Source organism: Bacillus sp. ILBB4 (genome assembly GCF_035064545.1).
Lineage (GTDB): Bacteria > Bacillota > Bacilli > Bacillales > Bacillaceae_H > Priestia.
In genome coordinates, this window is sequence record NZ_JAIQVD010000004.1 from 404,008 (window position 1) to 427,147 (window position 23,140).

22 protein-coding genes are annotated in these 23,140 nt (G+C 37.8%); 6 read left to right on the plus strand and 16 right to left on the minus strand.

Annotation, left to right across the window (positions count from 1 at the left end):
• Positions 1–1,578 carry a spore germination protein gene (locus LAV82_RS19165; RefSeq protein ID WP_499716727.1) on the minus strand — a complete coding sequence of 526 codons (1,578 nt, stop codon included), beginning with the start codon at positions 1,576–1,578 and terminating at the stop codon, positions 1–3.
• A 504-nt stretch (positions 1,579–2,082) separates the two neighbouring features.
• Between LAV82_RS19165 and LAV82_RS19170 the strand changes: the two genes are divergently transcribed.
• Positions 2,083–3,702 carry an ABC-F family ATP-binding cassette domain-containing protein gene (locus LAV82_RS19170; protein WP_013056918.1) on the plus strand — a complete coding sequence of 540 codons (1,620 nt, stop codon included), beginning with the start codon at positions 2,083–2,085 and terminating at the stop codon, positions 3,700–3,702.
• A 33-nt stretch (positions 3,703–3,735) separates the two neighbouring features.
• Here LAV82_RS19170 and LAV82_RS19175 read toward each other — a convergent pair whose 3' ends face one another.
• The 5 genes from LAV82_RS19175 to LAV82_RS19195 form a co-directional block, all read right to left on the minus strand.
• On the minus strand, positions 3,736–4,620 hold the full coding sequence (locus LAV82_RS19175) for a DMT family transporter (protein WP_211078711.1): 885 nt from the start codon (positions 4,618–4,620) through the stop codon (positions 3,736–3,738).
• 64 nt (positions 4,621–4,684) lie between these two features.
• Entirely contained in the window at positions 4,685–5,401 is a 717-nt protein-coding gene (locus LAV82_RS19180; protein WP_211078712.1) for a helix-turn-helix transcriptional regulator, read from the minus strand.
• 27 nt (positions 5,402–5,428) lie between these two features.
• Complete coding sequence (locus tag LAV82_RS19185; RefSeq protein ID WP_211078713.1) at positions 5,429–6,061, minus strand: alpha/beta family hydrolase; 633 nt, start codon at positions 6,059–6,061, stop codon at positions 5,429–5,431.
• Positions 6,062–6,121: 60 nt separating this feature from the next.
• Entirely contained in the window at positions 6,122–7,132 is a 1,011-nt protein-coding gene (locus tag LAV82_RS19190) for an LLM class flavin-dependent oxidoreductase (protein ID WP_211078714.1), read from the minus strand.
• A 130-nt stretch (positions 7,133–7,262) separates the two neighbouring features.
• Positions 7,263–8,480, minus strand: coding sequence for an MFS transporter (locus tag LAV82_RS19195; protein WP_211078715.1), 1,218 nt, complete (start codon positions 8,478–8,480; stop codon positions 7,263–7,265).
• 141 nt (positions 8,481–8,621) lie between these two features.
• On the opposite strand from LAV82_RS19195, the gene LAV82_RS19200 reads away from it, so the two are divergent.
• Positions 8,622–8,903 (plus strand): acylphosphatase, encoded by a 282-nt coding sequence (locus LAV82_RS19200; RefSeq protein WP_499716728.1) that lies wholly within the window; start codon positions 8,622–8,624, stop codon positions 8,901–8,903.
• Between the two features lie 83 nt (positions 8,904–8,986).
• On the plus strand, positions 8,987–9,763 hold the full coding sequence (locus LAV82_RS19205; protein WP_211078717.1) for a 3-hydroxybutyrate dehydrogenase: 777 nt from the start codon (positions 8,987–8,989) through the stop codon (positions 9,761–9,763).
• Between the two features lie 39 nt (positions 9,764–9,802).
• Here LAV82_RS19205 and LAV82_RS19210 read toward each other — a convergent pair whose 3' ends face one another.
• The 8 genes from LAV82_RS19210 to LAV82_RS19245 all read right to left on the minus strand — a co-directional run bounded on the left by LAV82_RS19210 (position 9,803) and on the right by LAV82_RS19245 (position 18,632).
• The gene (locus LAV82_RS19210; protein ID WP_499716729.1) at positions 9,803–12,214 is read right to left on the minus strand and encodes a S8 family serine peptidase; all 2,412 of its coding nucleotides are present in this window, start codon (positions 12,212–12,214) and stop codon (positions 9,803–9,805) included.
• Positions 12,215–12,954: 740 nt separating this feature from the next.
• Positions 12,955–13,392, minus strand: coding sequence for a S1 domain-containing RNA-binding protein (locus LAV82_RS19215; protein ID WP_211078719.1), 438 nt, complete (start codon positions 13,390–13,392; stop codon positions 12,955–12,957).
• A gap of 181 nt (positions 13,393–13,573) precedes the next feature.
• Positions 13,574–14,395 (minus strand): NAD(+) synthase, encoded by an 822-nt coding sequence (nadE, locus tag LAV82_RS19220; protein ID WP_211078720.1) that lies wholly within the window; start codon positions 14,393–14,395, stop codon positions 13,574–13,576.
• Between the two features lie 34 nt (positions 14,396–14,429).
• Positions 14,430–15,110 carry a nicotinate (nicotinamide) nucleotide adenylyltransferase gene (nadD, locus tag LAV82_RS19225; RefSeq protein ID WP_499716730.1) on the minus strand — a complete coding sequence of 227 codons (681 nt, stop codon included), beginning with the start codon at positions 15,108–15,110 and terminating at the stop codon, positions 14,430–14,432.
• A 15-nt stretch (positions 15,111–15,125) separates the two neighbouring features.
• Complete coding sequence (locus LAV82_RS19230; protein WP_041816550.1) at positions 15,126–16,595, minus strand: nicotinate phosphoribosyltransferase; 1,470 nt, start codon at positions 16,593–16,595, stop codon at positions 15,126–15,128.
• Between the two features lie 23 nt (positions 16,596–16,618).
• Positions 16,619–17,167: a cysteine hydrolase family protein gene (locus LAV82_RS19235; protein WP_013056905.1), complete on the minus strand. Its 549-nt coding sequence runs from the start codon at positions 17,165–17,167 to the stop codon at positions 16,619–16,621.
• A 71-nt stretch (positions 17,168–17,238) separates the two neighbouring features.
• A complete protein-coding gene (locus tag LAV82_RS19240) occupies positions 17,239–18,015 on the minus strand; it encodes an NUDIX domain-containing protein (protein ID WP_013056904.1) in 777 nt (258 codons plus the stop codon).
• Between the two features lie 221 nt (positions 18,016–18,236).
• Entirely contained in the window at positions 18,237–18,632 is a 396-nt protein-coding gene (locus tag LAV82_RS19245; RefSeq protein ID WP_013056903.1) for a CDI toxin immunity protein, read from the minus strand.
• A gap of 331 nt (positions 18,633–18,963) precedes the next feature.
• Between LAV82_RS19245 and LAV82_RS19250 the strand changes: the two genes are divergently transcribed.
• Positions 18,964–20,052: an FAD-dependent monooxygenase gene (locus tag LAV82_RS19250; protein WP_499716731.1), complete on the plus strand. Its 1,089-nt coding sequence runs from the start codon at positions 18,964–18,966 to the stop codon at positions 20,050–20,052.
• A 103-nt stretch (positions 20,053–20,155) separates the two neighbouring features.
• On the opposite strand, the gene LAV82_RS19255 is transcribed toward LAV82_RS19250, so the two are convergent.
• Together LAV82_RS19255 and LAV82_RS19260 are read right to left on the minus strand one after the other, a co-directional pair.
• Positions 20,156–20,491 carry a helix-turn-helix domain-containing protein gene (locus tag LAV82_RS19255; RefSeq protein ID WP_013056901.1) on the minus strand — a complete coding sequence of 112 codons (336 nt, stop codon included), beginning with the start codon at positions 20,489–20,491 and terminating at the stop codon, positions 20,156–20,158.
• Between the two features lie 195 nt (positions 20,492–20,686).
• Positions 20,687–20,812, minus strand: coding sequence for an anti-repressor SinI family protein (locus LAV82_RS19260; RefSeq protein WP_013056900.1), 126 nt, complete (start codon positions 20,810–20,812; stop codon positions 20,687–20,689).
• Between the two features lie 232 nt (positions 20,813–21,044).
• On the opposite strand from LAV82_RS19260, the gene LAV82_RS19265 reads away from it, so the two are divergent.
• Positions 21,045–22,598, plus strand: a complete 1,554-nt coding sequence (locus tag LAV82_RS19265) for an alpha/beta hydrolase (RefSeq protein ID WP_336107409.1) — start codon at positions 21,045–21,047, stop codon at positions 22,596–22,598.
• A gap of 15 nt (positions 22,599–22,613) precedes the next feature.
• Positions 22,614–23,084, plus strand: coding sequence for a DinB family protein (locus tag LAV82_RS19270; protein ID WP_211078726.1), 471 nt, complete (start codon positions 22,614–22,616; stop codon positions 23,082–23,084).
• The last annotated feature ends 56 nt before the right edge of the window (positions 23,085–23,140 follow it).

The following is a 23,140-nucleotide window of genomic DNA, read 5'->3' on the forward strand; positions in this document are numbered from 1 at the left end:
CTACCCTTTTCGCAGAGGATCTTTGGTGTGCATCATCTTTGGACGTCGTTTCATCATCATCAGAGGCATACGGACTACCAAGTCTTTCCATTCACTTAAACGATAAGGAACAGCTGGACTCATATAAGGTACGCCGAAACTTTTTAGTTTCACTAAATGGCTCATCATAAAAAGGAAAAATAAGATGACGCCATATAATCCAAGTATGGCAGCACAAAGCATGGCTACAAAACGAAGAATACGCAATGTGATTCCTACACTATATTGCGGAATAGAAAACGATGAAATGGCAGTTAACGCCACTACAATCACCAAAATAGGGCTAACGATTCCTGCCTGCACCGCAGCTTCTCCAATGATTAACCCACCGACAATGCCCATTGCTGGACCAATTGGTTTCGGCAACCGGAGTCCGGCTTCTCTCAAAATTTCGATCGATAGTTCCATAAATAAGGCTTCGATAAGGGCGGGAAACGGAACACCAGACCTTGATCCTATAATAGAAATAGCTAACTTAGTCGGAATTAATCCTGGATGAAATGAAATAAACGCAATATACAAAGCCGGTGTAAAAAGGGAAAGAACCACTGCAATATAACGAAGAAAACGAATGAATGTACCGGGAATCCACCTTTCATAATAATCTTCCGGCGACTGTAACATCATGCTAAACGTAACGGGAGCAATCAAAGCAAAAGGCGTCCCGTCTAATAAAATGGCTACTCTCCCTTCCATCAAAGCAGCAATTACACGATCGGGACGCTCCGTATTCTGTACCTGAGGAAAGGGACTAAGGTAATTATCTTCAATGAGTTGTTCAACATATCCAGACTCCGGTACATTATCAAGGTCAATTTTTTTAATTCGTTTTTCTACTTCTTCAACTAGTTCTGGATCAACAATTTCCTTTATGTAAGCAACAATTAAATCTTTTTTGGAACGCTTTCCTACTTGAAATTTCACCAGCGACAAATTTTCAATATCTCCGCTTCCTCTTAATAAAGAAGTATTATCACTTAAAGATTCAGTGAAGCCTACTCGTGGCCCTCTCACTAATGCTTCTGATACGGGCTCTTCAATCGTCCTTGTTTTTAATTTGCTTGTACCAAGAATAAAGGAAAGTGATAACCCGTCAATCAAAAGAGCCGTAGATCCTGTTAAGACTTTTGATGTTACTTCTTTAATAGAATGGACCTCTTCTACATCACTAATTGATAATACTTGGCTTTTAATAAACTGTTTTGAAAGGCTTCCCTTTACGTAAAGCTGATCCTGTTGATATTCTTTTGAAAAATCAGCCATCAATGATGACAAAATATGTTTTTCAATAAGATCTTTATCTGAGAGCCCCTCTACAAAAATAATAGCTGCATGAATGCCCATGCGCCCTATAATAAACTCACGAAAATGAACGTCGGAATTATGACCAATTTCATTTTTAATTACTTCTAGAGTTAAAGCTAAATGATCCGTAACATGATTAGGTGAATCTTGATGTATAGATTCCTGTTTGTTTTCCTTCTCGTTCGCATGGTTACCTATTTTTCCTACTGCCGATTTCCATTTTTTCACTTCCATCACTCTTCCTCTGAATTACGAATCCCGCTTAATAATTTGTAGATTATATATGGGATGAAAAAAACCAGAACTGCTTGTATAAAAACTGGCCCTTCTGGAAGATAGGAAACAACTAATTTCCACATGATAATCACCCTATTTATGTCTATGTCAAACCAATTTTAGAAATAAGCACCCGTAAAATATCAGTGTTTACTTTATAAAAATTCTTTTATTTACCATGTAGTATTATTCTTCTTTTTGTTTCTTATACAAAGGAATACAACATCCATCTTAAAAATGAAAAAGAGCTGATTACTGAAGGATTATACATGCTGGTTTGCCGCTCAATGTTTTGGTGAATGCTAGAATAATCAAGTTTTACCGCTCAAAAATCCCTTAAATGGTTGACGCGTGCTTAAAGTGTCGGTTACACTTTATGTTTGAAATATTGTATTCATATCGCTCTTATCTCAAAAGAATGGTATAATTTTATAGATATTGAATTTGGAGGACTGCTCATACATGATTACAGTTAGTAATGTAAGTTTACGATTTGGCGACCGAAAGTTATTTGAAGATGTGAATATTAAATTCACGCCTGGTAACTGTTATGGATTAATCGGCGCAAACGGTGCTGGAAAATCAACGTTTTTAAAAATTTTATCTGGTGAAATTGAATCTCAAACTGGTGATGTACATATGGGCCCTGGCGAACGCCTTGCTGTCTTAAAACAGAACCACTTCGAATATGAAGATCAAGAAGTTATGAAAACCGTTATTATGGGGCACGCTCGCCTTTATGAAGTAATGCAAGAAAAAGATGCTATTTATATGAAAGCAGACTTCACAGATGAAGACGGAATGAAAGCAGCTGAGCTTGAAGGTGAATTTGCTGAATTAAACGGTTGGGAAGCAGAATCAGAAGCAGCTATTCTTTTAAAAGGATTAGGTATTTCTGAAGATCTTCACGCAAAAAAAATGGCTGAACTAACGGGTAGTGAAAAAGTAAAAGTGCTTCTTGCACAAGCTTTATTCGGAAAACCTGATGTATTACTTTTAGATGAGCCTACGAATAACTTGGATATTCAAGCAATTCAATGGTTAGAAGAGTTCTTAATTAACTTTGAAAACACAGTCATTGTTGTATCTCATGACCGTCACTTCTTAAACAAAGTATGTACGCACATTGCTGACCTTGACTTCAGTAAAATCCAAGTCTACGTTGGTAACTATGATTTCTGGTATGAATCAAGTCAATTAGCACAAAAAATGGCGTCAGATGCGAACAAGAAAAAAGAAGAAAAAATTAAAGAGCTTCAAGCCTTTATCGCTCGCTTTAGCGCAAATGCATCGAAATCAAAACAAGCAACGTCTCGTAAAAAATTGCTTGATAAAATTTCATTAGATGACATCCGCCCTTCTTCTCGTCGCTATCCGTACGTGAACTTCACGCCGGAACGTGAGATTGGAAATGACGTACTTCGCGTGGAAGGTCTAACAAAAACAATTGACGGCGTAAAAGTGCTTGATAACGTAAGCTTTATTATGAATAAAGATGACAAAATCGCCCTTGTAGGCCGCAACGAGCTTGCAAATTCAACATTAATGAAGATTTTAATGGGTGAAATGGAAGCAGACAGCGGTACGTACAAATGGGGTGTGACAACGTCTCAAGCCTTTTTCCCAAAAGACAACTCCGAGTACTTTGAAAACGGAGATTTAAACTTAGTAGACTGGCTGCGTCAGTATTCACCTAATGACCAAAGCGAAAGCTTCTTACGCGGTTTCTTAGGCAGAATGCTATTCTCTGGTGAAGAAGTGTTGAAAAAAGCCAACGTTCTTTCCGGAGGAGAAAAAGTTCGCTGTATGCTTTCTAAAATGATGCTAAGCGGTTCAAACGTTCTTTTACTAGACGATCCTACGAATCACCTTGACTTAGAATCAATCACAGCACTAAACAATGGACTTATCAGCTACAAAGGTTCAATGATTTTCACATCTCATGACCATCAGTTCGTTGAAACGATTGCGAATCGTGTAATTGAAATTACGCCAAACGGAGTAGTTGACAAGCAAATGACATACGATGAGTATTTAGAAGACAGCAACCTACAAAAACAAGTAGCAGGCATGTACGCTTAATAAAAAACCCCTTTCTTTAAAGAAAGGGTTTTTTTATATATGCACCTCCTGATTTAGCGATGACTTCGGAGAATACGTTAAAAACGCTAAGCTAACAAACACTAGTGCTGCTCCGCATATGTTCACCAAAGTCAGGGATTCTCCCAACAAAAATACGCCCAGTAAAAAAGCGGTAACGGGCTCTGCTAACGATAACGTCACCGCGGTAGACGCATGCACCGACTTAAGCGCTGTAGAAAATAATACATAAGCAAGAGCCGTCGTAAGTATTCCTAAGTGAAGAGCAATGCCTATTCCATTTAAAGAAACTAGCCAGCTCATATCATACATAAACCAGCATGGGATTAGTAGAACAGCTGCTGTTGTGAACACAAGAGAAGCGCCTACTTGCGGATCAACATACTGAACAATTTTTTTATTAACAGTCGTATAGCAAGCAAAAGACGCCCCTGCTCCTATCGCCATACCCAAACCTATCACGTCGATTTGACTATCTTTTTTTAACAACAAGCAGCAGCACCCTAGAATACCCGTAAACGTGGCAAGCAGCCATTTTTTTGTAGGTTTCTTGCTGTACACTATGTAATCTAACACTCCTGACAAAAGCGGCGCACTCCCAATTGCAACCATTGTTCCTACTGCAACACCCGTTTTGATAACAGCTGAAAAAAACAGCGGCTGATAAGCGGCCATACTTGCTGCAGCAACCGTAAGAGGCAGAATAGGAAGGTGTCTTACGTCCACTTTCTTTTTTTGAATAAGACAAGCTGCAAGAAGCGACAGTCCCCCTACAGCTAATCGCACGGCTCCAATCGCCACAGAATGTGCTTCAGCAGATGCTAAAGCTTGGGCAGTCCCTGTTGTTCCCCATAGTACAGCTGCACATAATATAAGTATTTTTGATAATGAAGTATTCATATTTCCATCTCCTTTCTTTTATCATAGCTAAAAGAAAGAAAAAAGTTTTTCCGCTTTTATGATATTATTTGTCTGTTTTTAAGATACTTCGATATTGCGTGGGTGAGACTCCTTCTTGTTTTGAAAACCATTTAGTGAATGAAGACAAGCTGTGATAGCCGACTTCATGCGCAATATACGTTACCGAATAGCTGCTCTCTTTTAACAATTCTTTTGCTTTATTTAAACGTATACGCGCTACATAGCTTTGAGGCGAATAGCCCGTTTTTTGTTTAAACCAAGCGGAAAAATAAACGGGATGATAATTTTCCAGCTTGGCAAGACTTTCTATGTTTAGCTCTTGATTAAAGTTAGCATGAAGATAATCAATGGATTTAAACGTTTGTTTCTTTGGCAAATAATGCTGAACGTAACGGATTAAATCTTCAAGCGCCCCCCTGTCAGTGCTTTTTTGAAGCCCATCAAGTAAAAGGTAGCGAATTGCTTTCCACGTTGAATCCCATTGAATAAAAGTGGCTTGTTGAGAAAGATGCGCACTTTCTGTAAATTTCAACGGAATATCAACAACTAAACATTCATTTGTATTTTTAGCTTGATACGTATGAAGCTGACGAGGCGGAATGTAAAAGCATCCTTCTTGCAGCGTTAAGTGCTGCTCACTTGCTTGAATATCAAGTGCACCTGCTAGCGGAAACAAAAGCTGACTGTAGTTATGATCATGAGTATGAGGTGAATAGCTGTAGGCTCTTTTTTCGCAAATAATTTCACGTAGCGTATCCATTTTGTACTCCTTTCCTTATTTCCTATCTTATAGAAGCTGTTCTATGCCATTCAAAACGGTTTCCAGCGCCTTTAACGATTCCGTGGGAGTATACAAAACGTCCAATGAATGATCGGCATTTTCAATCACTTGAATATTCATTGTGTTTGTTTTTAATTGATAAACTTCTTCAGTATAATAGTGATCACGAGTTCCTATTACAAGAAGACCTTTATGAGTGCATTCTAGTAAACTTTCAAACAGTTCTGTTCTTGTTAAAAGCGGGGTCAGTAAAAGCATCACTGCATCTTTGTAGACTTCATCTTTCATAATTCGCTGAATCAGCGGAATTGTGCCAATCGATTTTCCTGCAAATATGATATTTTTATAGTCATTGTGAGATAAAACGTCTTGCAGCACGAGATCAATGTCTTTCATCATAACGTCTGCAATCTCATCTGTAGACTTTGTCATGAGCTCTTTTGGATATGTATAGTGAATATGAACAACGTCAATTCCGTGTTTTAGCATCAGCATTGTTACATAATACAATAGCGGCTTTTCATATGTATAACCCAAGCCTGAAAACATAAAGCAAATTTGACTAGACCCTTCCGTTTTAATATGTGTATAGGTAATCCTATGAGTTTGGTTGCTTACGCTTTTCTGATTTACGTGCATGTCAATCCTCCTTTTTAAATATTCTAACATTTAATTCCGTAAAAAAACCCCATCTTTTTCTTAAAAAAATGAGGGTTGAGAAAATAGCTCTGCAAGCAATTCATAGGACTTCTTTTTCGCTTCATAATCATGGATATTTGTAATAATTAAAAATTCGTCGTTATCGTATTTTTTCTGCAGCTGAGTTAATCCTTGTTTTACTTCAACTGGATTTCCTACGATCATACGAGGACGATTGGTGCTTATTTTTTTTAGCTCTTCTTCTGAATAAGAACGATTGTGCACTTCTTCTATCGATGAAATTGTTGTATCTCCGCCTTTGGCTACTTTCAATAGCCAATCATCTAGCGTTTTGGCATGCTGCTCGGCTTCTTCTGTTGTTTCTGCACATACAACAAATACGCATACGTTGGTTTTAGGCTTTGATTGATACGAAGAAGGGATAAATTCTTGTTTATAATGACGAATGGCTTCTTGTCCTCCAACTGAATAAATAAAGTGTCCAAATGTAAAAGAGATGCCTAGCTCAGCAGCCGACCTTGCTCCTCTTTTATTAATGCCAAGATGCCACAGTTCCGGCTTTGTTTCACTTAACGGATAAGCCGTCACGCCGTAATACGGATGATCCGACGGCAAATTATGCTCAAGGTGTCCTTTTAACGCTTGAATTTGCCGCGGGAATTCATTGAGGCTTTTACGGACTCCATCTGTCAGCGCAAGCCGAGTCAGCGCATCTCCTCCCGGTGACCGTCCAAGACCTAAATCAATTCGATTAGGAAACAGATTTTCAAGCAGCTGAGCATCTTCTGCTACTTTATACGGACTGTATTGAGGAAGAAGGACTCCTCCAGACCCAATTCGGATTCGGCTCGTGTGAGAAGCTAAGTGCGTCATTAAAAGTGTCGGAGATGAGCCTGCAAGACCGTTAGTATTATGATGTTCCGCTACCCAAAAGCGGTGGTAGCCTAACTCTTCCGTTAATTTAGCCAGCTCTACCGTACGTTTCAACGCTTCCTTTGGTGTTGATCCGCTTGAAACAGGAGACTGATCCAATACGCTTAGCTTAATCATAGGTGATTCTTCCTTTCGATTTTCAATTTCTATTGTCTCTATTGTAGGAGAAAAATATGAATTCGTCTTGAAATTTGCTTCACGCTCATAGAAAAAGCAAACGCTAAGGCGCGTTTGCTTTTTCTTTTTCTTATTTTGCTTCGTGTATTTCTTTCACACGCTTATCGCTCGGTAACAGCCATGTTAACAGCCCTAGAATTGGAAGATAGCTGCAAAACAGCATAATAAACTGAAGGCTGAAGACATCGGCTAATTTACCGAATACAACAGCTCCCAAAGCTCCCATTCCAAAAGCAAGCCCTACAATTAAGCCGGAAACCAAGCCAATTTTCCCTGGCATCAGCTCCTGAGCATAGACGACCGTGACGCTGAAACTTGACTGAAGAATAAAGCCGATTATTACTAAAAGAGGTGCTGCCACTCCTAGAGAAACGTGAGGCAGTAATAAAGTAAAAGGGACTGACCCTAACATAGAAAACAATAAAATATTTCGCTTTCCGAAACGATCGGCAAGCGGACCTCCAAAGAATGTTCCAAATACCCCTGCAATCATAAATAAAAAGACGTAAAGCTGAGCGCTTTTGATAGGCAAATTGAATTTTTCAATGATATAAAACTGAAAGAAATTAAGGATACCTGCTCCGTACCATGAACGTGCAAAAACAAGAAAAATTAAAAGTCCAATCGCAAAAATAATTTGCTTGTTCATCGTAAATGAAACATCTGACTGCTTTTTCTTCAAGCGTTGACGAGTAGCTAACTCCGATTTGTACCATTTAGAGACGCTATACAAAACCACTACGCCGATACCTGCAATTAACGTAAACCAAATCGTTCCAAACTGACCAAGTCCGATAAAGATAAATGCCGTAAATAGCGGAGCCATCGACTGTCCTGTATTTCCGCCAACTTGATAAATAGACTGCGCCAGCCCCCGTTTTCCTCCTGCTGCCATATACGCTACGCGAGAACCTTCCGGATGAAAAATAGCTGAGCCAAATCCTACAAATAAGACAGATATAATCACAAAATAAAAATTTGGCGCTAAAGCGAGTCCAACCATACCAATCATGCTTAAACACATTGCAATTGGCAATAAAAATGGCGAGGGACGCTTATCGGCAAATACGCCGAATACCGGCTGCATAATCGATGACGTCATGTTTAAAGCAAAGGCAATCCAGCCGATTTGCGTGTAGTTTAAATTCATCGATTTTTCAAGGACAGGAAAAAGTGCCGGTATAACGGACTGCATACAATCATTTAGGAAATGTCCTAAACTAATAGCAAATAAAATACGATAAATCGTTGCCGACTGCGCTTGCTGCGTTCGTGCTGCTGCTTGCATTCATAACCCTTCTTTCTTAATTTAATCTACATTATAATTGTTAAAGTCTTACAATGTCTTTTTCTATTATACAGTGAAAGTTAAGATTGTAGTTGTTTTCTTTTTTATAAAAAAGGGAAAATTGCCTGTGAGGTGAGAACAGTGAAAAAACATGTGCATATGATCGTAGACGGACGCGTTCAAGGGGTTGGGTTCCGTCACTATACGCAGCTAAAAGCAATGGAATGCTCTATTAACGGATGGGTACGAAATCGAGACGATCGAAAAGTGGAAATTGATGCTGAAGGTGAAGAAAGTAATATCCAAAAATTTATTGAAGAAATTAAAAAAGGCCCCTCGCCGTTCGCTTCTGTTAGCAATGTGGAAGTAAAGGTAGTAAACCCCCCTTCCCACCCCCATTCTTTTCGCGTAAAGTACAGTTAAAAAACTCGCTAAATCAAGATATTTTTTGATAAAATGGAAAAGTAAGCGATTTTATATCATCTACATATAAGGGGGAAAAAACGATGGTTGAAAACAAAATTGTGTTAATTACAGGTGCAGCTCAAGGTATTGGTTATCAAATTGGTGAGCGCTTCGCTGAAGACGGAGCGACTGTTGTCTTAACTGACTTGAATGAAGATGGAGTTAAGAAAGCAGCAGACAAATTGAAGACAAAAGGCTACGAAGCATTAGGTATTAAAGCAGATGTGACAAATGAAAGTGATATTGAACAAATGATTGCTCAAACGATTGAAACATATGGCCGCCTTGATGTATTGATTAACAATGCCGGCATGCAATTTGTTTCCCCGCTCGAAGAATTTCCTACTGAAAAATTTGAACTTTTAACGAAAATTATGCTTGTTGCACCTTTTGTTGCGACTAAGCATGCGTTTCCTATTATGAAAAAGCAAAAATTCGGTCGCATTTTGAATATGTCCTCCATTAACGGATTGATTGGTTTCTCAGGAAAAGCGGCATACAACAGCGCTAAGCACGGCGTGATTGGCTTAACGAAAGTGGCTGCTCTTGAAGGTGCGGAGCACGGCATTACGGTAAATGCGATTTGCCCTGGTTATGTTGATACACCGCTTGTTCAAAATCAATTAAAAGATTTGGCACGTACGCGAAATGTAGCGCTTGAAAAAGTACTAGAAGAAGTCATTTATCCTCTTGTTCCTCAAAAACGTTTGCTTGCAGTCGATGAAATTGCAGATTATGCAATGTTTTTAGCAAGTGATTTAGCAAAAGGCGTAACCGGCCAAGCTGCTGTGATCGATGGTGGATATACGGCTCAATAAGAAAAGAGTGTCAGTTAGAGACTGGCACTCTTTTTTTATTTATTTAATTTCGAATTCTCCTAAAGAACCTGTCGTCTGACCTGCTTTTACTGCTTCTGCGTATAAATAATATGTTCCCGCTGGAAGAGCTTCACCATTAATCTTTCCGTCCCACGTTGCGCTAGAGAATCCTTTTTCTACATTCGTATACGAACTTAACAATTCCCCTTTTTCTAACGTTGCATCGTAAATGTAATAGCTAAGCTTCTCTGCTCCTCCTGGTAAATAACTGCCGTATTCAAATGATCCATTTCCAAGTACATCTACATACGCAGAAGTAACGCGCGGGTAATCCGGCTCTTTTACAAATAAGATGGTTGGGACATCGTACGTTTCTTTATTGTTACTTACGGTAATTGTCCCTTCGTAATAGCCAGGAGATAATTTCCCTGCATCTACTTTTACATTCAGGTTTACTTTTTGCGTTTTTCCTGCATTAACTACTAAATCGTTTGTTGATTTAACGTCAATTGCCTGATGGCTTTTCTTAAATTTTACTTTGACCGAGTATTTTTGACTGTGATTTGATAGATTTTTAATCTTAAAGCTTTGTTTTTCTACTTGTTTCCCTTTATCTTTATAAAAGACACCGTACGAGTGACTTCCTGGTGTAATAAGCGTTTTTGCTTTAATTGCATCTACTACGCGCATGCTTCCTGCACCTTGCGTATTATGAGGATAAACCAGCCCGTTGCGGTCACGAAGCAATTCCGTTGTATTCATTAAAGATGCTTTTACGTCTTCTACTTTATAATTTGGATGCGCCTGTAAAATTAACGCTGCTGCTCCTGCTACGTGCGGCGCGGCCATACTTGTTCCTTGTTTTGACCCATATCCATGAGGGTTGCTTGGATCATTTGTTGGCACTGTGCTGATAATATCTACTCCAGGTGCTGAAATGTCTGGCTTAATCATCCACGTATCCACAACCGGTCCGCGAGATGAAAAATCAGCCATTGTTTCATCAACTGTCTGATCAAATGTTGCAGTAAAAGAGCCCGTGACGGATCCTTTTGCTAAAGAAGCTACCAAAGCTTGTCCATCGGCTTTTGATAGGCGAATACTTGGCAGAGATGTACCTGGAATATCAGGAATTGTCCCTTCTACGTTGTTGTAAATCACCGTTGCAACAGCACCGGCTTTTTTCGCATTATCAACTTTATCTACAAACGCAATGTCGCCGCGAGAAATAACCGCTACTTTTCCTTTTACATCCTTTCCTTCAAAGTCTTCTGGTTTACCGAGTCCGACAGGTACAAATTCATACTTTTTACCGCTTGCATCTAGTAATGCCTTGTCATTTGGAAAGCCCATTACTTCAGCTGAAGCATAGCTTGCGTTATCTACAGTTAATGTCGTTTTATACAAATTGTAAGGAAGCTGAGTTGCACCAACTGAAATAGCTTCACGAGACGTCCCTGGAGAGCCTACTGTCCAGTTAGCTGGCCCACTGTTTCCATTTGATGTAACAGCTACTACTCCTTCTTCCATTGCCCAATCTAACGCAATACTCGTTGCCAAGTCAGGATTATTAATTGTGTCTCCAAGCGACAGGTTCATTACATCCGCTCCGTCTTCTACTGCACGTTCAATACCGGCGATCACGTCTTCCGTTGTACCCGTTCCTCCTGGGCCTAATACACGATAAGCAAGTAAATGGGCATCAGGAGCTACCCCTTTAATTTTCCCGTCCGCTGCAATTGTTCCTGCTACGTGGGTTCCGTGCGTTGTTGCTTCTCCTTTTGGATCTCCAGCCGGCGTTTCTTGAGGATCTTTGTCATCATCTACAAAATCCCATCCTTTATATTTCTCAAACGCTGACTTTAAATCCGGGTGGTCGTAATCAACGCCTGTATCTATAACGGCTACGGTCATATTTTTACCTGTATATCCTGACTTCCACGCTTGCTCTGCTCCCACATAGTAAATGCTTTTATCCATTTCAGAACCGTATTCTTCGGCGCTCACTTCTTTCGATTTCACTTCTGTTGTATGATATTCAACGCTTGGATAAATAGCTTTTACTCCAGGTAAACTTGCTACTTTTTCAAGGTCATTAGCCGGAAGTTCCGCTGAAAACCCGGAAAACACTTGGTCATATTCACGTTTTACTTTTGAAGTTTTAGAAGCTTTTGAAAGCTCTTTTTTCACTTCGTCACGCGCTTTTTTAATCTTTCCTTTACTTTGCGCTACTCCTTTTTTCTTTGCTTCCGCTACAGACTCTTCATTTAACTCCACAATAACTTTTACTTTTTTAGCCGACTTTAAGTTATAGTCTCCTTGAATTTTAATTAAAGACGGTTCAAGCGCTGGTTTTGAATTTCCGTTAGCGGATGCTCCCATTGCAAAAGAAGATAAAGCAACCGAAAATGCTACTGTACTCAATACAGCCCGAATTGATACTTTTTTCATCGTTTTCCCCTCTCCATTTCTCTCTATAATTCATGCAACTATGTATGTCTTCATCCCCAGAACATACGCATCTTTTACTTAGCTTGCGAGCTAAAAATTAGAATAGTATGGAAGTTCTATATATTACTATAAAATCCTTGAGTCTATGGAATCATTTTGTGTATCCCTAAAAATTAAGCACTAATGCTCAAAAAATGAAGAATTTTGTCTATTTCTCGTCTTTCCGTAACTTTTTTATTCCTAAAATTATGAAGAGATTAGATGAATATACAAGAATACTGACGAATTTCTGTTAATTTAGCTATTTTTATCAGGGACTCATCTCTACTTTCCCTTCGTTTACTTATAAGGTTTTTTTATTATTTTAAGAAAATTGTTCTTATAAGCGCTTTTTATTTTATAACTTATTATTTAGAACATAGTTTAATATAATATAAAATATCGCACTTAATTAAATGAAATTTTAAAAAATTACGAATAATAAAGGGAGGTCTTGCAGATACTAACGTCAACGCTCGCACAAAGGGAGGCATGATTATGATAGATTTAAATTTCATCCTACTCATCCTTGATCTTCTCTCATCTCTTGTCACTATTGGCATCTACTTTACAACCAAGTAAGTACCTAACCTTCTCTTTACTCTTCTAGCGCATGTACTTAAGCTATTACAAAAAAGAAGCAAGCCAATTTTTACTGGCTTGCTTCAGCTATATAATAAAGTAGTTAAAGTGGAAGGGATTTATCCGCGTCTTCCGCCTCTGCCACCTCGTTTTGATTCAGTGCTGCGTTTTAGTGTAGATAAATTATCTTCACTATCCTTTAAGAAACGCGCCATTTTTTGTTCGAAGTTTTCCTTTGGTTGGAAGCTGCTTTTAGAACGATTATCATTATTTCTTGCCTGACGTGGCGGGCGTTGTGAATAAGAAGATGAGGGTCTTTCAGGTTTATCTATCGCTTTTTTAATCGATAATCCAATTTTTCCGTCTTTCTCATTAACGACTTTCACTTCAATTTCTTGACCAACTTTAAGATGGTCATTAATGTCTTTTACATAGCTGTCAGCTACCTCACTAATATGTACAAGCCCAGTTTGACCTCCAGGTAATTCTACAAATGCTCCAAAATTAGTAATACCTGTTACTTTACCTTGTACCTTGCTACCTACTTCAACTGCCATAAAAAATGTTCCTCCTCAATAATATTAAAAGCACTTCATTATACCAAAGTGCGTAAGAATAACAAAGTGTGTATGAGAAAACAATTCGTTAATTTACACTTTTTCCGCCACTTTTTTGTTTTATGAAAGAAATCAGTCAAAATAATGCCCATATTAGATATACCTAATATGGGCATTTCTCTCATTTCCACCATTCATCAAACATGCTAGCCGGTAACTGACGCTTATGTTCAGTAATACGATAGCGCTGTTCAATTTTTTCAGCGGCTTCTTGTGATACTTCTTTTCCTTCCAAATAATTGTCTAGTTCATCATAAGAAATTCCTAGTTCCGTTTCATCAGATTGACCAGGACTATTATCTAACAAGTCAGCTGTTGGTACTTTTTCGTACAATCGTTTATCTGCACCTAATTCTTTTAGCAATGCTTTTCCTTGACGTTTTGTTAATCCCGTTAGAGGCAGCACGTCTGCTCCGCCATCCCCGTATTTCGTAAAAAAGCCTGTTACTGCTTCTGCTGCATGATCGGTTCCGATAACTAAAAGGCCGTTTTCTCCCCCGATTGCATACTGTACAATCATACGTGTACGTGCTTTGACATTTCCTTTATGAAAATCAGACAGCGCTATATCTGTCGCGCCTGTAAACGAACTTTCAAATGCTTCCACCGTGTTTTTAATATTAAACGTATATGTTTCATTAGGTTTAATAAATTCTAGTGACGCCTTCGCATCTGCTTCATCATGCTGCGTGCCATGAGGCAAGCGAACGGCTACAAATTTTGCTTCATATTCTTCTTTTCGCAATTCGTCTACAGCAATCTGCGCTAATCGCCCAGCTAAGCTAGAGTCCTGCCCCCCACTTATACCTAATACAAAGCCTTTTGCATTTGCTGACTTTAGGTAGCTTTTCAGAAAATCAACGCGGGCACGAATTTCTTGTGCTGGATCAATTTCAGATTTCACATGTAGCTCTTTTCTTATTTTTTCTTGCATGTCTGACATGATACATGCTCTCCTTCCATTATATGTAGATTTCTTACTGATACAGTCCATGTTTTTTACTATAAAAATAACAGAGATCAGGCATTAAATATCTTGGTTCTCCGCCCCGGGCAAATTCTTGACGAATATAAGTAGAACTGATTTCCATCGCCAGCCCTTTATCAAGAAGCTGAAACCGGCCGTCGTCATAATTTCGAAGCAATGGAGAATGACTAATAGCTTTCAACATGTCTATTCCCTCTCTTGCCATGATGATAAACTGGTTTTTACTAATAAGTTCATCTGCTTTCTTCCACTTGCCTTCACCAATATCTTGCAGTAAGTCGGCTCCCATAATAAAAAATAAATCAGCGTGTGGAAGCAATTTTTTAAAGTGCTCCATAGTGTAGTATGTGTAATGATAGCCGGGCAATACGTCTAGCTCATACGTATCGAGCAAAAATTTTTGGTTATCTTTAATCGCTAAGCTAACCATATTTACACGGTGCTCATCCGACGTCTGGAGCTTTTTATCTGTTCGTTTGTGCGATGAAGGCAAAAAGATAATAGCATCTAACTTCTTTCGATGCGCAACCGTTGATGCCGTCCAAAGATGAACATTGGTAACCGGATCAAAAGAAGAACCATAAATACCAATTTTCGCTCCTTTTTCTAAAAGCTTATCTATTTTTTTATCAGGGTTTAGCTGTTGAAAATAAGCAAGCGTATCTGACATGTCTCCAGCTCCCTACTATTTTTTATTTAGGGCTTCCGCTACTTTTTGTTTTACGTACGCAATTTGACGCGTTTTATTTTCCCAACATTTCTCGCTTAAATCTACTGGATATTCTTCAGGATTGCGCGTACGCTTATATTCATCCCATAGCAGCTCTAAATTATCTTTTACGTACTGCTGAATTTCCTGAAGTTCTTCTGTTTCATACACAAGCTTTCCGTTTACAAAGATATCATGATGGAGTTCTTTTGCCTCAAAATTTGTGACGAATTTACTGATAAACGTATGAACAGGATGGAACATTTTTAAACGTTCTTCGCTTTGAGGATCTTCATCTTCCATCGTGATATAATCCCCTTCAGATTTTCCATTCAAATTATTAATAATACGATATACGCGCTTCAACCCTGGTGTACTCACTTTTTCAGGATTGGCGCTAATTTTAATCGTATCCATCATCTCGCCATTTTCTCCTTCAATAGAGACGAGTTTATATACTGCTCCAAGCGCCGGCTGATCATATGCAGTAATGAGCTTAGTGCCAATTCCCCACATGTCTATTCGTGCCCCTTGCGACTTTAAATGCATAATCGTATCTTCATCTAAATCGTTGGAAGCAACAATTTTTGTGTCTGTAAACCCTGCTTCATCTAACATTTGACGAGCTTTTTTAGACAAATATGTTAAATCGCCGCTGTCTAAGCGAATCGCTGTAAAATTAATTTTATCGCCTAATTCTTTTGCTACTTTAATGGCGTTGGGAACTCCTGATTTTAACGTATCGTATGTATCAACTAGAAACACGCAGTTTTTATGGCGACGAGCATATTTATGAAATGCAATATATTCGTCTTTATATGCCTGCACCATGGCATGAGCATGCGTTCCTGCAACTGGAATTCCAAATTTCTTTCCTGCTCGCACGTTAGAAGTAGCACCAAATCCGCCAATATAGGCTGCTCTTGTTCCCCAAATAGCAGCGTCCATTTCTTGAGCGCGGCGTGTTCCAAATTCCATTGCCACTTGATCTCCCACTACATGTTTGATTCGAGCTGCTTTCGTCGCAATCAGCGTTTGGTAATTCACAATATTCAAAATAGCTGTTTCTACGAGCTGAGCTTCAATTAATGGTGCTTCTACACGTAAAATTGGTTCATTATGAAACACAAGCTCACCTTCACGCATACATCGAATCGTTCCAGTAAACGTAAGGTCTTTTAAGTAAGCTAAATAATCTTCTTTAAAACCTAATTCTTCGTGCAAGTAGGTTAAATCTGATTCGCTAAATTTAAATGCTTTAATATATTCAATAATTCTTTCTAATCCAGCAAAAACAGCATAACCATTTCCAAAAGGAAGTTTGCGGAAGAAAACTTCAAAAACAGCTCTCTTTTGATGAATATTATCTTCCCAGTACGTTTCTCCCATATTAATTTGATATAAATCGGTGTGTAGCATTACGCTGTCATCTGTAAACATATTCATTGATTTCCTCCACTTTTATGTCCTTAAATAATTTCTGCTCCGAGGCAAGATTTAAAATGTTCAAGCGCCCACTCATGACCTTTTTGATTAAAGCTTGCTACGGCTTTTTCATAAATATAAATAGCAAATCCTTTATTATAGGCATCTACTGCTGTATGAAGTACACAAATATCCGTGCATACACCTGCTAAGTAGACATCGGTAATTTGTCTTTCTCTCAGTTTAATCTCCAGATCCGTTCCAGCAAATGCGCTGTATCTCGTCTTATTCATCCATTCTACATTTGCCTTTGATTGATACACATTATATAAATCATTTAACTTTCCGTATAGCTCTCTTCCTGCAGAACCTTCAACATTATGAGGCGGAAACAGCGCTGATTCTGGATGCAAGGAATCATTTTCTTTATGAAAATCAATGGCGAACACGACATACTCGTTTTGCTCAATAAATTGACGCGTAATATCGCTTATGGATGTTTCAATGTGTCTCCCTGGTTCTCCGCATGTCAAAGCTCCGTTTTCAGCTACAAAATCATTTGTATAATCGATGTTAATCAGTGCTTTTTTCATTATGTTTCCCCCTCATACGTAAAAATTAACAGTTAACATATTGTTAATTATTTGAATTGAAAGTTTTTCTTTTAGTAGCGTGCTGTATAGATTGGCTTCATCACATTCATTTCAACAAACCGGTAGAGCTTTGTTGGTTTTTTAGACGTTCTCGTCGTTGTTTTTCCATCTACTTCTTCAATAAATGGCAGCATTCTTATTTTTCGTGCAAAGGCCTGATCACTTTTAATCGCTGCATCATCCGTTACGGTAAGCAGCACAGCCTGCAGCTCAGAGTATGTAAACTGAGAAGGCAGAAACTTCTGGGCAATGGTCGTTTGCAATAAATCTTTCTTAATTTCCTTGATTGCATCTCGAATGATGATTTCATGATCAAATGCTAAAGGCAATGAAAAGATTTCATCTATTTTAAATAATTCAACTCGAGCAGCATCATCATTCGCTTTTCGCTTTATTAGACTATCTTCTGGGACGATTGCATAATGTGCGTTTGTAATGACCCATCCTCTATCGTCCCTGCCAGGCTCATCATAGACACCATAGTGTTTTAAATGAATATCTTTTACGCCCGTTTCTTCTTCGAGCTCTCTTTTAGCCGCTTCAAAAGCTGATTCATCAGGATGGACAAATCCGCCGGGAAGCGCCCACTTTCCTGCTTCGCTGTTCTTTTCTCCTTCTGCATTCACCATTGCTCGTTGGATAAGCATTAATTTCAAACTCATTTTAGGTGGTTTGTATGGTTCTTTTTCTTCCGTCACAATCGTAAATACAGCAATATCTGACGTATAGCCATAGGGTTTAGGGTATTCTTTTTTCGTTTGATTCGTCACTGCTTTATTGTTCGACATTCATCATTTCTCCTGATCGCTCTTTTTACAATTAACAATATGATTAATGTTAATTATATTTGTTTTATGGAAAATGTCAATACTTTTCCCACTAATTATAAAGAGAAGGTAATTTATGTTGTAAATAACGTTATGTTTCGTATTTTTTAGATTTTATATGCATAAAGAGCTGAGTGAAGAGGTTCTAATTCGCCTCCCCCCTCAGCTTTTTTTCCTTTTAATTAACGTGCTGCTAAACCAATCATCATTTTACCGTCTTTAAAATACTCAATTACATAGTCAACAGACGGACAGTAAATAAATGCTTCTTCTGTAAGATCAGCTGTTTGTTGAAAAAACAGTAAAGCCTGAGCTAAATCGACGCTTACAGCTTTAGTTGCTCGTTTCCAAAATAAAACAACCTGATGTTCTTTTATATTCATCTCTTGAAGCCATTTTTTGATTTCTTCAATATGCCGGGTGGACTTTTTAATTAATACTTTTCTCCAATTAATTTGCATGATTGTTAAAAAAGGAAAGGTGTTTGAAAGTTTTTCGAAGTAAATGCTTGTCTGCCTTTTTGTTAGCAAATCTGCACTGTTACCCAATGTTTGAATATAATGTTCTACTTTTGTCATAATCATCCTCCAGTCGAAATTGGAGTTTGCTAGAATTTTCAGAAACGATCTCTACTCTTCTTGCTAAAAATCCTGCAGCTTTCCAACCGTGCTTTTTCTCAACAATTTTGAAATTTCACCTTTTTATACAAATTATTCAAAATAATTTGTGTATTTTAGTTTATCATAAAACTTAATCTTTGACTTTGATTATGTAGAACCTTATTTGTGTTTTGTCCAAAGAGCGAATTTCATAGAAGAAAAGCTATAAAAAAGTTGACATTAACATTTATAAAAGTTAATATACTTACTAAAAGTAACTTAATTGCATATAACAAACAAGGTGAAGAAAATGAACTATCAAACAGATGTGTGTATAATAGGAGCCGGACCAGGCGGTGCTCTACTGGCCTATCTACTGGCTAAACAAAATATATCAACTATACTGATAGAGAGATCTGATGAGCTTGGAAAAGAATTTCGAGGCGAACATTTAAATGAAGATGGAGAAATGATTCTTAAGAAACATCATATATTTGAAGAAATTGAAAGCTTAGGCCTCCTTCAAATGTCTAGGGTCGAATACTGGAAGGATGGACATGTATTCAAAACGATAGAATCTGAACTTGGACATGCAGGAATTCATGTTCCACAGCAGCATCTCCTTCAGTCTATAAATAACCAAGCAAGCATCCATCTCTCCTACAAGCTTATGCTGGGCACAAAAGTAACGGAGCTAATGCAGAATGAAAAAGGACAATATACTGGAATAAAAGCTCAGCAAAAAGGCCGGGGTGAAATAATAGTTGAAAGTAAAATCATTATTGGAGCAGATGGTCGATATTCAACTGTTCGCAAACTTGCGCACATAAAAAACAATATCCACAATCATGGATACGATTTGCTTTGGGCGAAAATTCCTGCACCTGCTAATTGGGAGCCTTCTATTAAATTTTCACTTGTGAAGCAGCAGCAGGTGGCGCTTTTTTCTCAAGCAAAAGGCTTTGTTCAAATCGGATGGAATATTGAAAAAGGCAGCTATCCTGCTCTTCGAAAACAATCGTTTAGACCGTTTATTCAGCGTTTAATAGACGCTTTCCCTAGCTTAAACCTTTCAATAGAAAGGTTTATTACGTCTTGGTCAGACTTTACGCTTCTTTCTGTGCAAAGCAGCATAAGCGAAGTATGGTCAAAGCATCACCTGTTATTATTAGGGGATGCTGCTCATACGATGACTCCCACTGGCGCTTTTGGATTAAACGAGTCATTAAAAGATGCTGACTTACTGTCTGACTTACTGCATCAAGTTTTTTATCAAAACAAAAAGATTTCAGAAACATTGAGACAGTTTGAACAGAAAAGAAAGCCTGAATTAATAACTCTTGAACGTATTCAGTTTCAGCGAGAAAAAGAATTCTCGTCCCATTTTATTTCTTCTTAAGCCTAAAAAAGAGATTCCATAGATAAATGGAATCTCTTTTTTACAATCATGATTTTTCAGCAGTTGTTCTATGTAGGTTCTCTTTTATGTATATTCCACGAAGTTAATCTTGCTTTGCCCGCTGCCATTTTTGAAATTCAAGAAATTGTTTAAACTGCTCTTTGCTTATTCCTGACTCCGCTGCTTCTTTTGCTAACTCAAGCCACTCATCATCAATATCCAACGATTCAGATTTATCCATAGGCTCATGAATCAATCTATCAATACTGACGTTCAATGAGGTAGAAATTTTGTTTAGAAATTGAATAGATGGGTTGAGCTGAATTCCTCTTTCTACTGAAGATATGTACGATTTAGCAACACCCGCTCGGTTTGCAAGTTCTGTTAGCGATATTCCCTGTTTCGTTCTGAGATCTCGAATACGTTGGCCAATTGTCATTTTAATCACCCTTACTAATGCTTACTTATCGATAATAATACCATAATTTCACTTTACCGTGCATTATAAATAAACGTTCTTACTGTAAAGGGATGATTATACATCTAGTAGACATAGCTTGAGACTCGCTATAAAGGTTATCTATGCTTAGAGAATTCTTTATTTTCTTACTAGTGTATTGGCTAAGAATTTGAGCTAAGAATTTGAGCTAATACTTTGTAAAAATTGTCTAACTTCCTCGATGCTTATACCTGTTTGTTTTGCTTCCATTATGAGCATAACCCATTCTAAGTCTAACGCATTTTCGTCTTTAAAATTCATAATTCTCCTCCTTTCTTCTTTTTTCGAAATTGATAACGTTTTCTTTTTGCTGTTTTTGGGCATTCTCCCTTATTTTTCACTATGGTTTTACAGTATAATGGATATTACTAGAACATTAGACATTTTTTAATTACTAAAAAGCACTCATTTTTTTGAATTTTCCGTCTATTCTTATCATAATAATTTTACCGTTACACAAACGCTACAGTTAGACACTAGGAGGATTGTTTTTATGCCTTTTCTGCATACGGCGACAGAAAAAATTTACTATGAAGTTCATTCGCCCGTATTCACTGACAAGACAGAAACCATTGTGATGGTTCATTCTGTTATCACTGATCATACGCTTTTTGATTCTATTACTGCAGAATTAACCCAACATTATTGTGTTATTCAATACGATTTGAGAGAGACAGGAAATAGCGCCTCCGCTACAGGGGAGATATCGTTTGAGGCTCATATTAAAGATCTTTTCCACTTATTACATACGTTACATATAAAGAAATGTTACTTAGTTGGCGTGGGATTTGGAGGACAAATCGCTGTTAAATTTGCTGCCCGCTATGAATTTCTTATTGAGGGACTGATACTATTGTCTCTTCCTTTTTATTCAGATAGCACCCTTCAAAAGATTAAGAGATGTTACAACGAAGAAAGTAAAAACCAAATACCGGTAGATAAAATTTTCGAATTAGGCAAACTAGAGAGTCTGGAACCTACAAACATACAACAGGTAATTGAAAGACTAAAAAAAATGGATCCCGGTGTATATTTCCGCTTTCTTAAACTATCTATTACAGACAATCTATTTCAAGAGTTGACTAGCATTTCACTTCCTGTACTCACTTTATCTGGTCAACATGATTTTCTGTTTTCATCTCAGTATCTCATTTCAAAGACGATGTTTTTAAAAAACTACAGTCATATGACCATACCTAACGCACATTCTTTATTTTTGGTAAAAGAAAAAACAACTTTACTCAAAGAAATTGCCGTAGATTTTATTAAAAGTAACAAAACTCAGCCGTCTTCTTTAAGAAATGACTCTATGAAAATACTTAAAAACTGGGAAAGTGATACGGCTATAGACATACAAAAAGACTTCCATGCCCACACACCCTCTCTTAAAGTAGATTTCTTGTACTCTTTTTCCGTCTATGTAAATGGCCAACTTATTACAGAGGGCTGGAATAAGCGCTTTGCTCAAGAAATTTTACTATATCTTATTTTTCATCATTCTATCAGCAGAGAACAGCTATGCGAAGCGTTGTGGCCTGACATACCTTTAAGCAATGCTAAAAAGAATTTACGCGTCTACTTGTCTCATTTAAAAAAGTTATTGAACGCAGAAAAGGAAGAGCCAGTTTTACTTGTTAACAGGCAGCTCATTTCTTTAAACGCAGATGTATCAAGCGATGGATTAGATTTATTAACTGACCTTCAGTGGATTACCGAACAGTCTGATCCGACGTTGAAATTCAAGGAAGCTGAACAGCGACTGCACCAATTAGTTCCTCATTATTTAACAACGATTTATGACGACTGGTTCCTTGATATCCGAGTAAAAATAGAGATTATTCTTCTTGACTTATTAATCTGGATGAAAGAATGGCTTTGTGAGAATGGAAAAGTTTCAAAAGCCGTATTTTTACTCATTAAATTTATTGATTTAGTAGAAGAAAAGGAATTCATTTATGATGAAATTGTCGATTGCTATATTAAGCTCGATAACAATGAAAAATCAGAGTACTGGCTGGATCAAAAAATGCGGTATTTAGTTGAATAAAAAGGATGTGAATACATGAATTCGTACTGTGAGATGGTGTTTAATCAAATAAACGTTAACATCCATTCCCTAACCGCAATCATTAATGGCGTTACAGAAGAAGAGCTTGCTTATCGTCCCCTCCCTCACAAGCGGTCTATTCAAGAGCTGCTGCAGCATTTATGTCTCATTTGTAGTGCAGACTATTATATTTCCTTAGGCTACTCTGCAGATAAAATGAATGACTTTTATCTGCAGCATCCAGCTTATACAAAGCTTGAACTCAAAGCTGCTTTAGTAGAGGGCTTCAATCAGCTAAAAGCAGCCTACTCTTCTTTTGACGAACAAAAGCTATTTTCACTGCAGACATCCTATTGGGGATGCACGTATACACGTTTTGAGTGGCTGCTTGAAATTCAATCTCATTTATACCATCACCGTGCAGAACTGTACACGCTTCTAACCTGTTACCGCAGAAACGGATTGGATGTAGTGCTTTTTGAGTAATATCATTTTGAAATAGAAAAAAGCAGTGAAGCTAAAGCTTCACTGCTTTTTCTTAC

What these genes read in the sequence shown, in the direction of transcription:
- LAV82_RS19165 (WP_499716727.1), bottom strand. Translation starts at nt 1,578, where the DNA reads ATGGAAGTGAAAAAATGGAAATCGGCAGTAGGAAAAATAGGTAACCAT.
- LAV82_RS19170 (WP_013056918.1), top strand. Translation starts at nt 2,083, where the DNA reads ATGATTACAGTTAGTAATGTAAGTTTACGATTTGGCGACCGAAAGTTA.
- LAV82_RS19175 (WP_211078711.1), bottom strand. Translation starts at nt 4,620, where the DNA reads ATGAATACTTCATTATCAAAAATACTTATATTATGTGCAGCTGTACTA.
- LAV82_RS19180 (WP_211078712.1), bottom strand. Translation starts at nt 5,401, where the DNA reads ATGGATACGCTACGTGAAATTATTTGCGAAAAAAGAGCCTACAGCTAT.
- LAV82_RS19185 (WP_211078713.1), bottom strand. Translation starts at nt 6,061, where the DNA reads ATGCACGTAAATCAGAAAAGCGTAAGCAACCAAACTCATAGGATTACC.
- LAV82_RS19190 (WP_211078714.1), bottom strand. Translation starts at nt 7,132, where the DNA reads ATGATTAAGCTAAGCGTATTGGATCAGTCTCCTGTTTCAAGCGGATCA.
- LAV82_RS19195 (WP_211078715.1), bottom strand. Translation starts at nt 8,480, where the DNA reads ATGCAAGCAGCAGCACGAACGCAGCAAGCGCAGTCGGCAACGATTTAT.
- LAV82_RS19205 (WP_211078717.1), top strand. Translation starts at nt 8,987, where the DNA reads ATGGTTGAAAACAAAATTGTGTTAATTACAGGTGCAGCTCAAGGTATT.
- LAV82_RS19210 (WP_499716729.1), bottom strand. Translation starts at nt 12,214, where the DNA reads ATGAAAAAAGTATCAATTCGGGCTGTATTGAGTACAGTAGCATTTTCG.
- LAV82_RS19215 (WP_211078719.1), bottom strand. Translation starts at nt 13,392, where the DNA reads ATGGCAGTTGAAGTAGGTAGCAAGGTACAAGGTAAAGTAACAGGTATT.
- nadE (WP_211078720.1), bottom strand. Translation starts at nt 14,395, where the DNA reads ATGTCAGACATGCAAGAAAAAATAAGAAAAGAGCTACATGTGAAATCT.
- nadD (WP_499716730.1), bottom strand. Translation starts at nt 15,110, where the DNA reads ATGTCAGATACGCTTGCTTATTTTCAACAGCTAAACCCTGATAAAAAA.
- LAV82_RS19230 (WP_041816550.1), bottom strand. Translation starts at nt 16,595, where the DNA reads ATGAATATGTTTACAGATGACAGCGTAATGCTACACACCGATTTATAT.
- LAV82_RS19235 (WP_013056905.1), bottom strand. Translation starts at nt 17,167, where the DNA reads ATGAAAAAAGCACTGATTAACATCGATTATACAAATGATTTTGTAGCT.
- LAV82_RS19240 (WP_013056904.1), bottom strand. Translation starts at nt 18,015, where the DNA reads ATGTCGAACAATAAAGCAGTGACGAATCAAACGAAAAAAGAATACCCT.
- LAV82_RS19245 (WP_013056903.1), bottom strand. Translation starts at nt 18,632, where the DNA reads ATGACAAAAGTAGAACATTATATTCAAACATTGGGTAACAGTGCAGAT.
- LAV82_RS19250 (WP_499716731.1), top strand. Translation starts at nt 18,964, where the DNA reads ATGAACTATCAAACAGATGTGTGTATAATAGGAGCCGGACCAGGCGGT.
- LAV82_RS19255 (WP_013056901.1), bottom strand. Translation starts at nt 20,491, where the DNA reads ATGACAATTGGCCAACGTATTCGAGATCTCAGAACGAAACAGGGAATA.
- LAV82_RS19260 (WP_013056900.1), bottom strand. Translation starts at nt 20,812, where the DNA reads ATGAATTTTAAAGACGAAAATGCGTTAGACTTAGAATGGGTTATGCTC.
- LAV82_RS19265 (WP_336107409.1), top strand. Translation starts at nt 21,045, where the DNA reads ATGCCTTTTCTGCATACGGCGACAGAAAAAATTTACTATGAAGTTCAT.
- LAV82_RS19270 (WP_211078726.1), top strand. Translation starts at nt 22,614, where the DNA reads ATGAATTCGTACTGTGAGATGGTGTTTAATCAAATAAACGTTAACATC.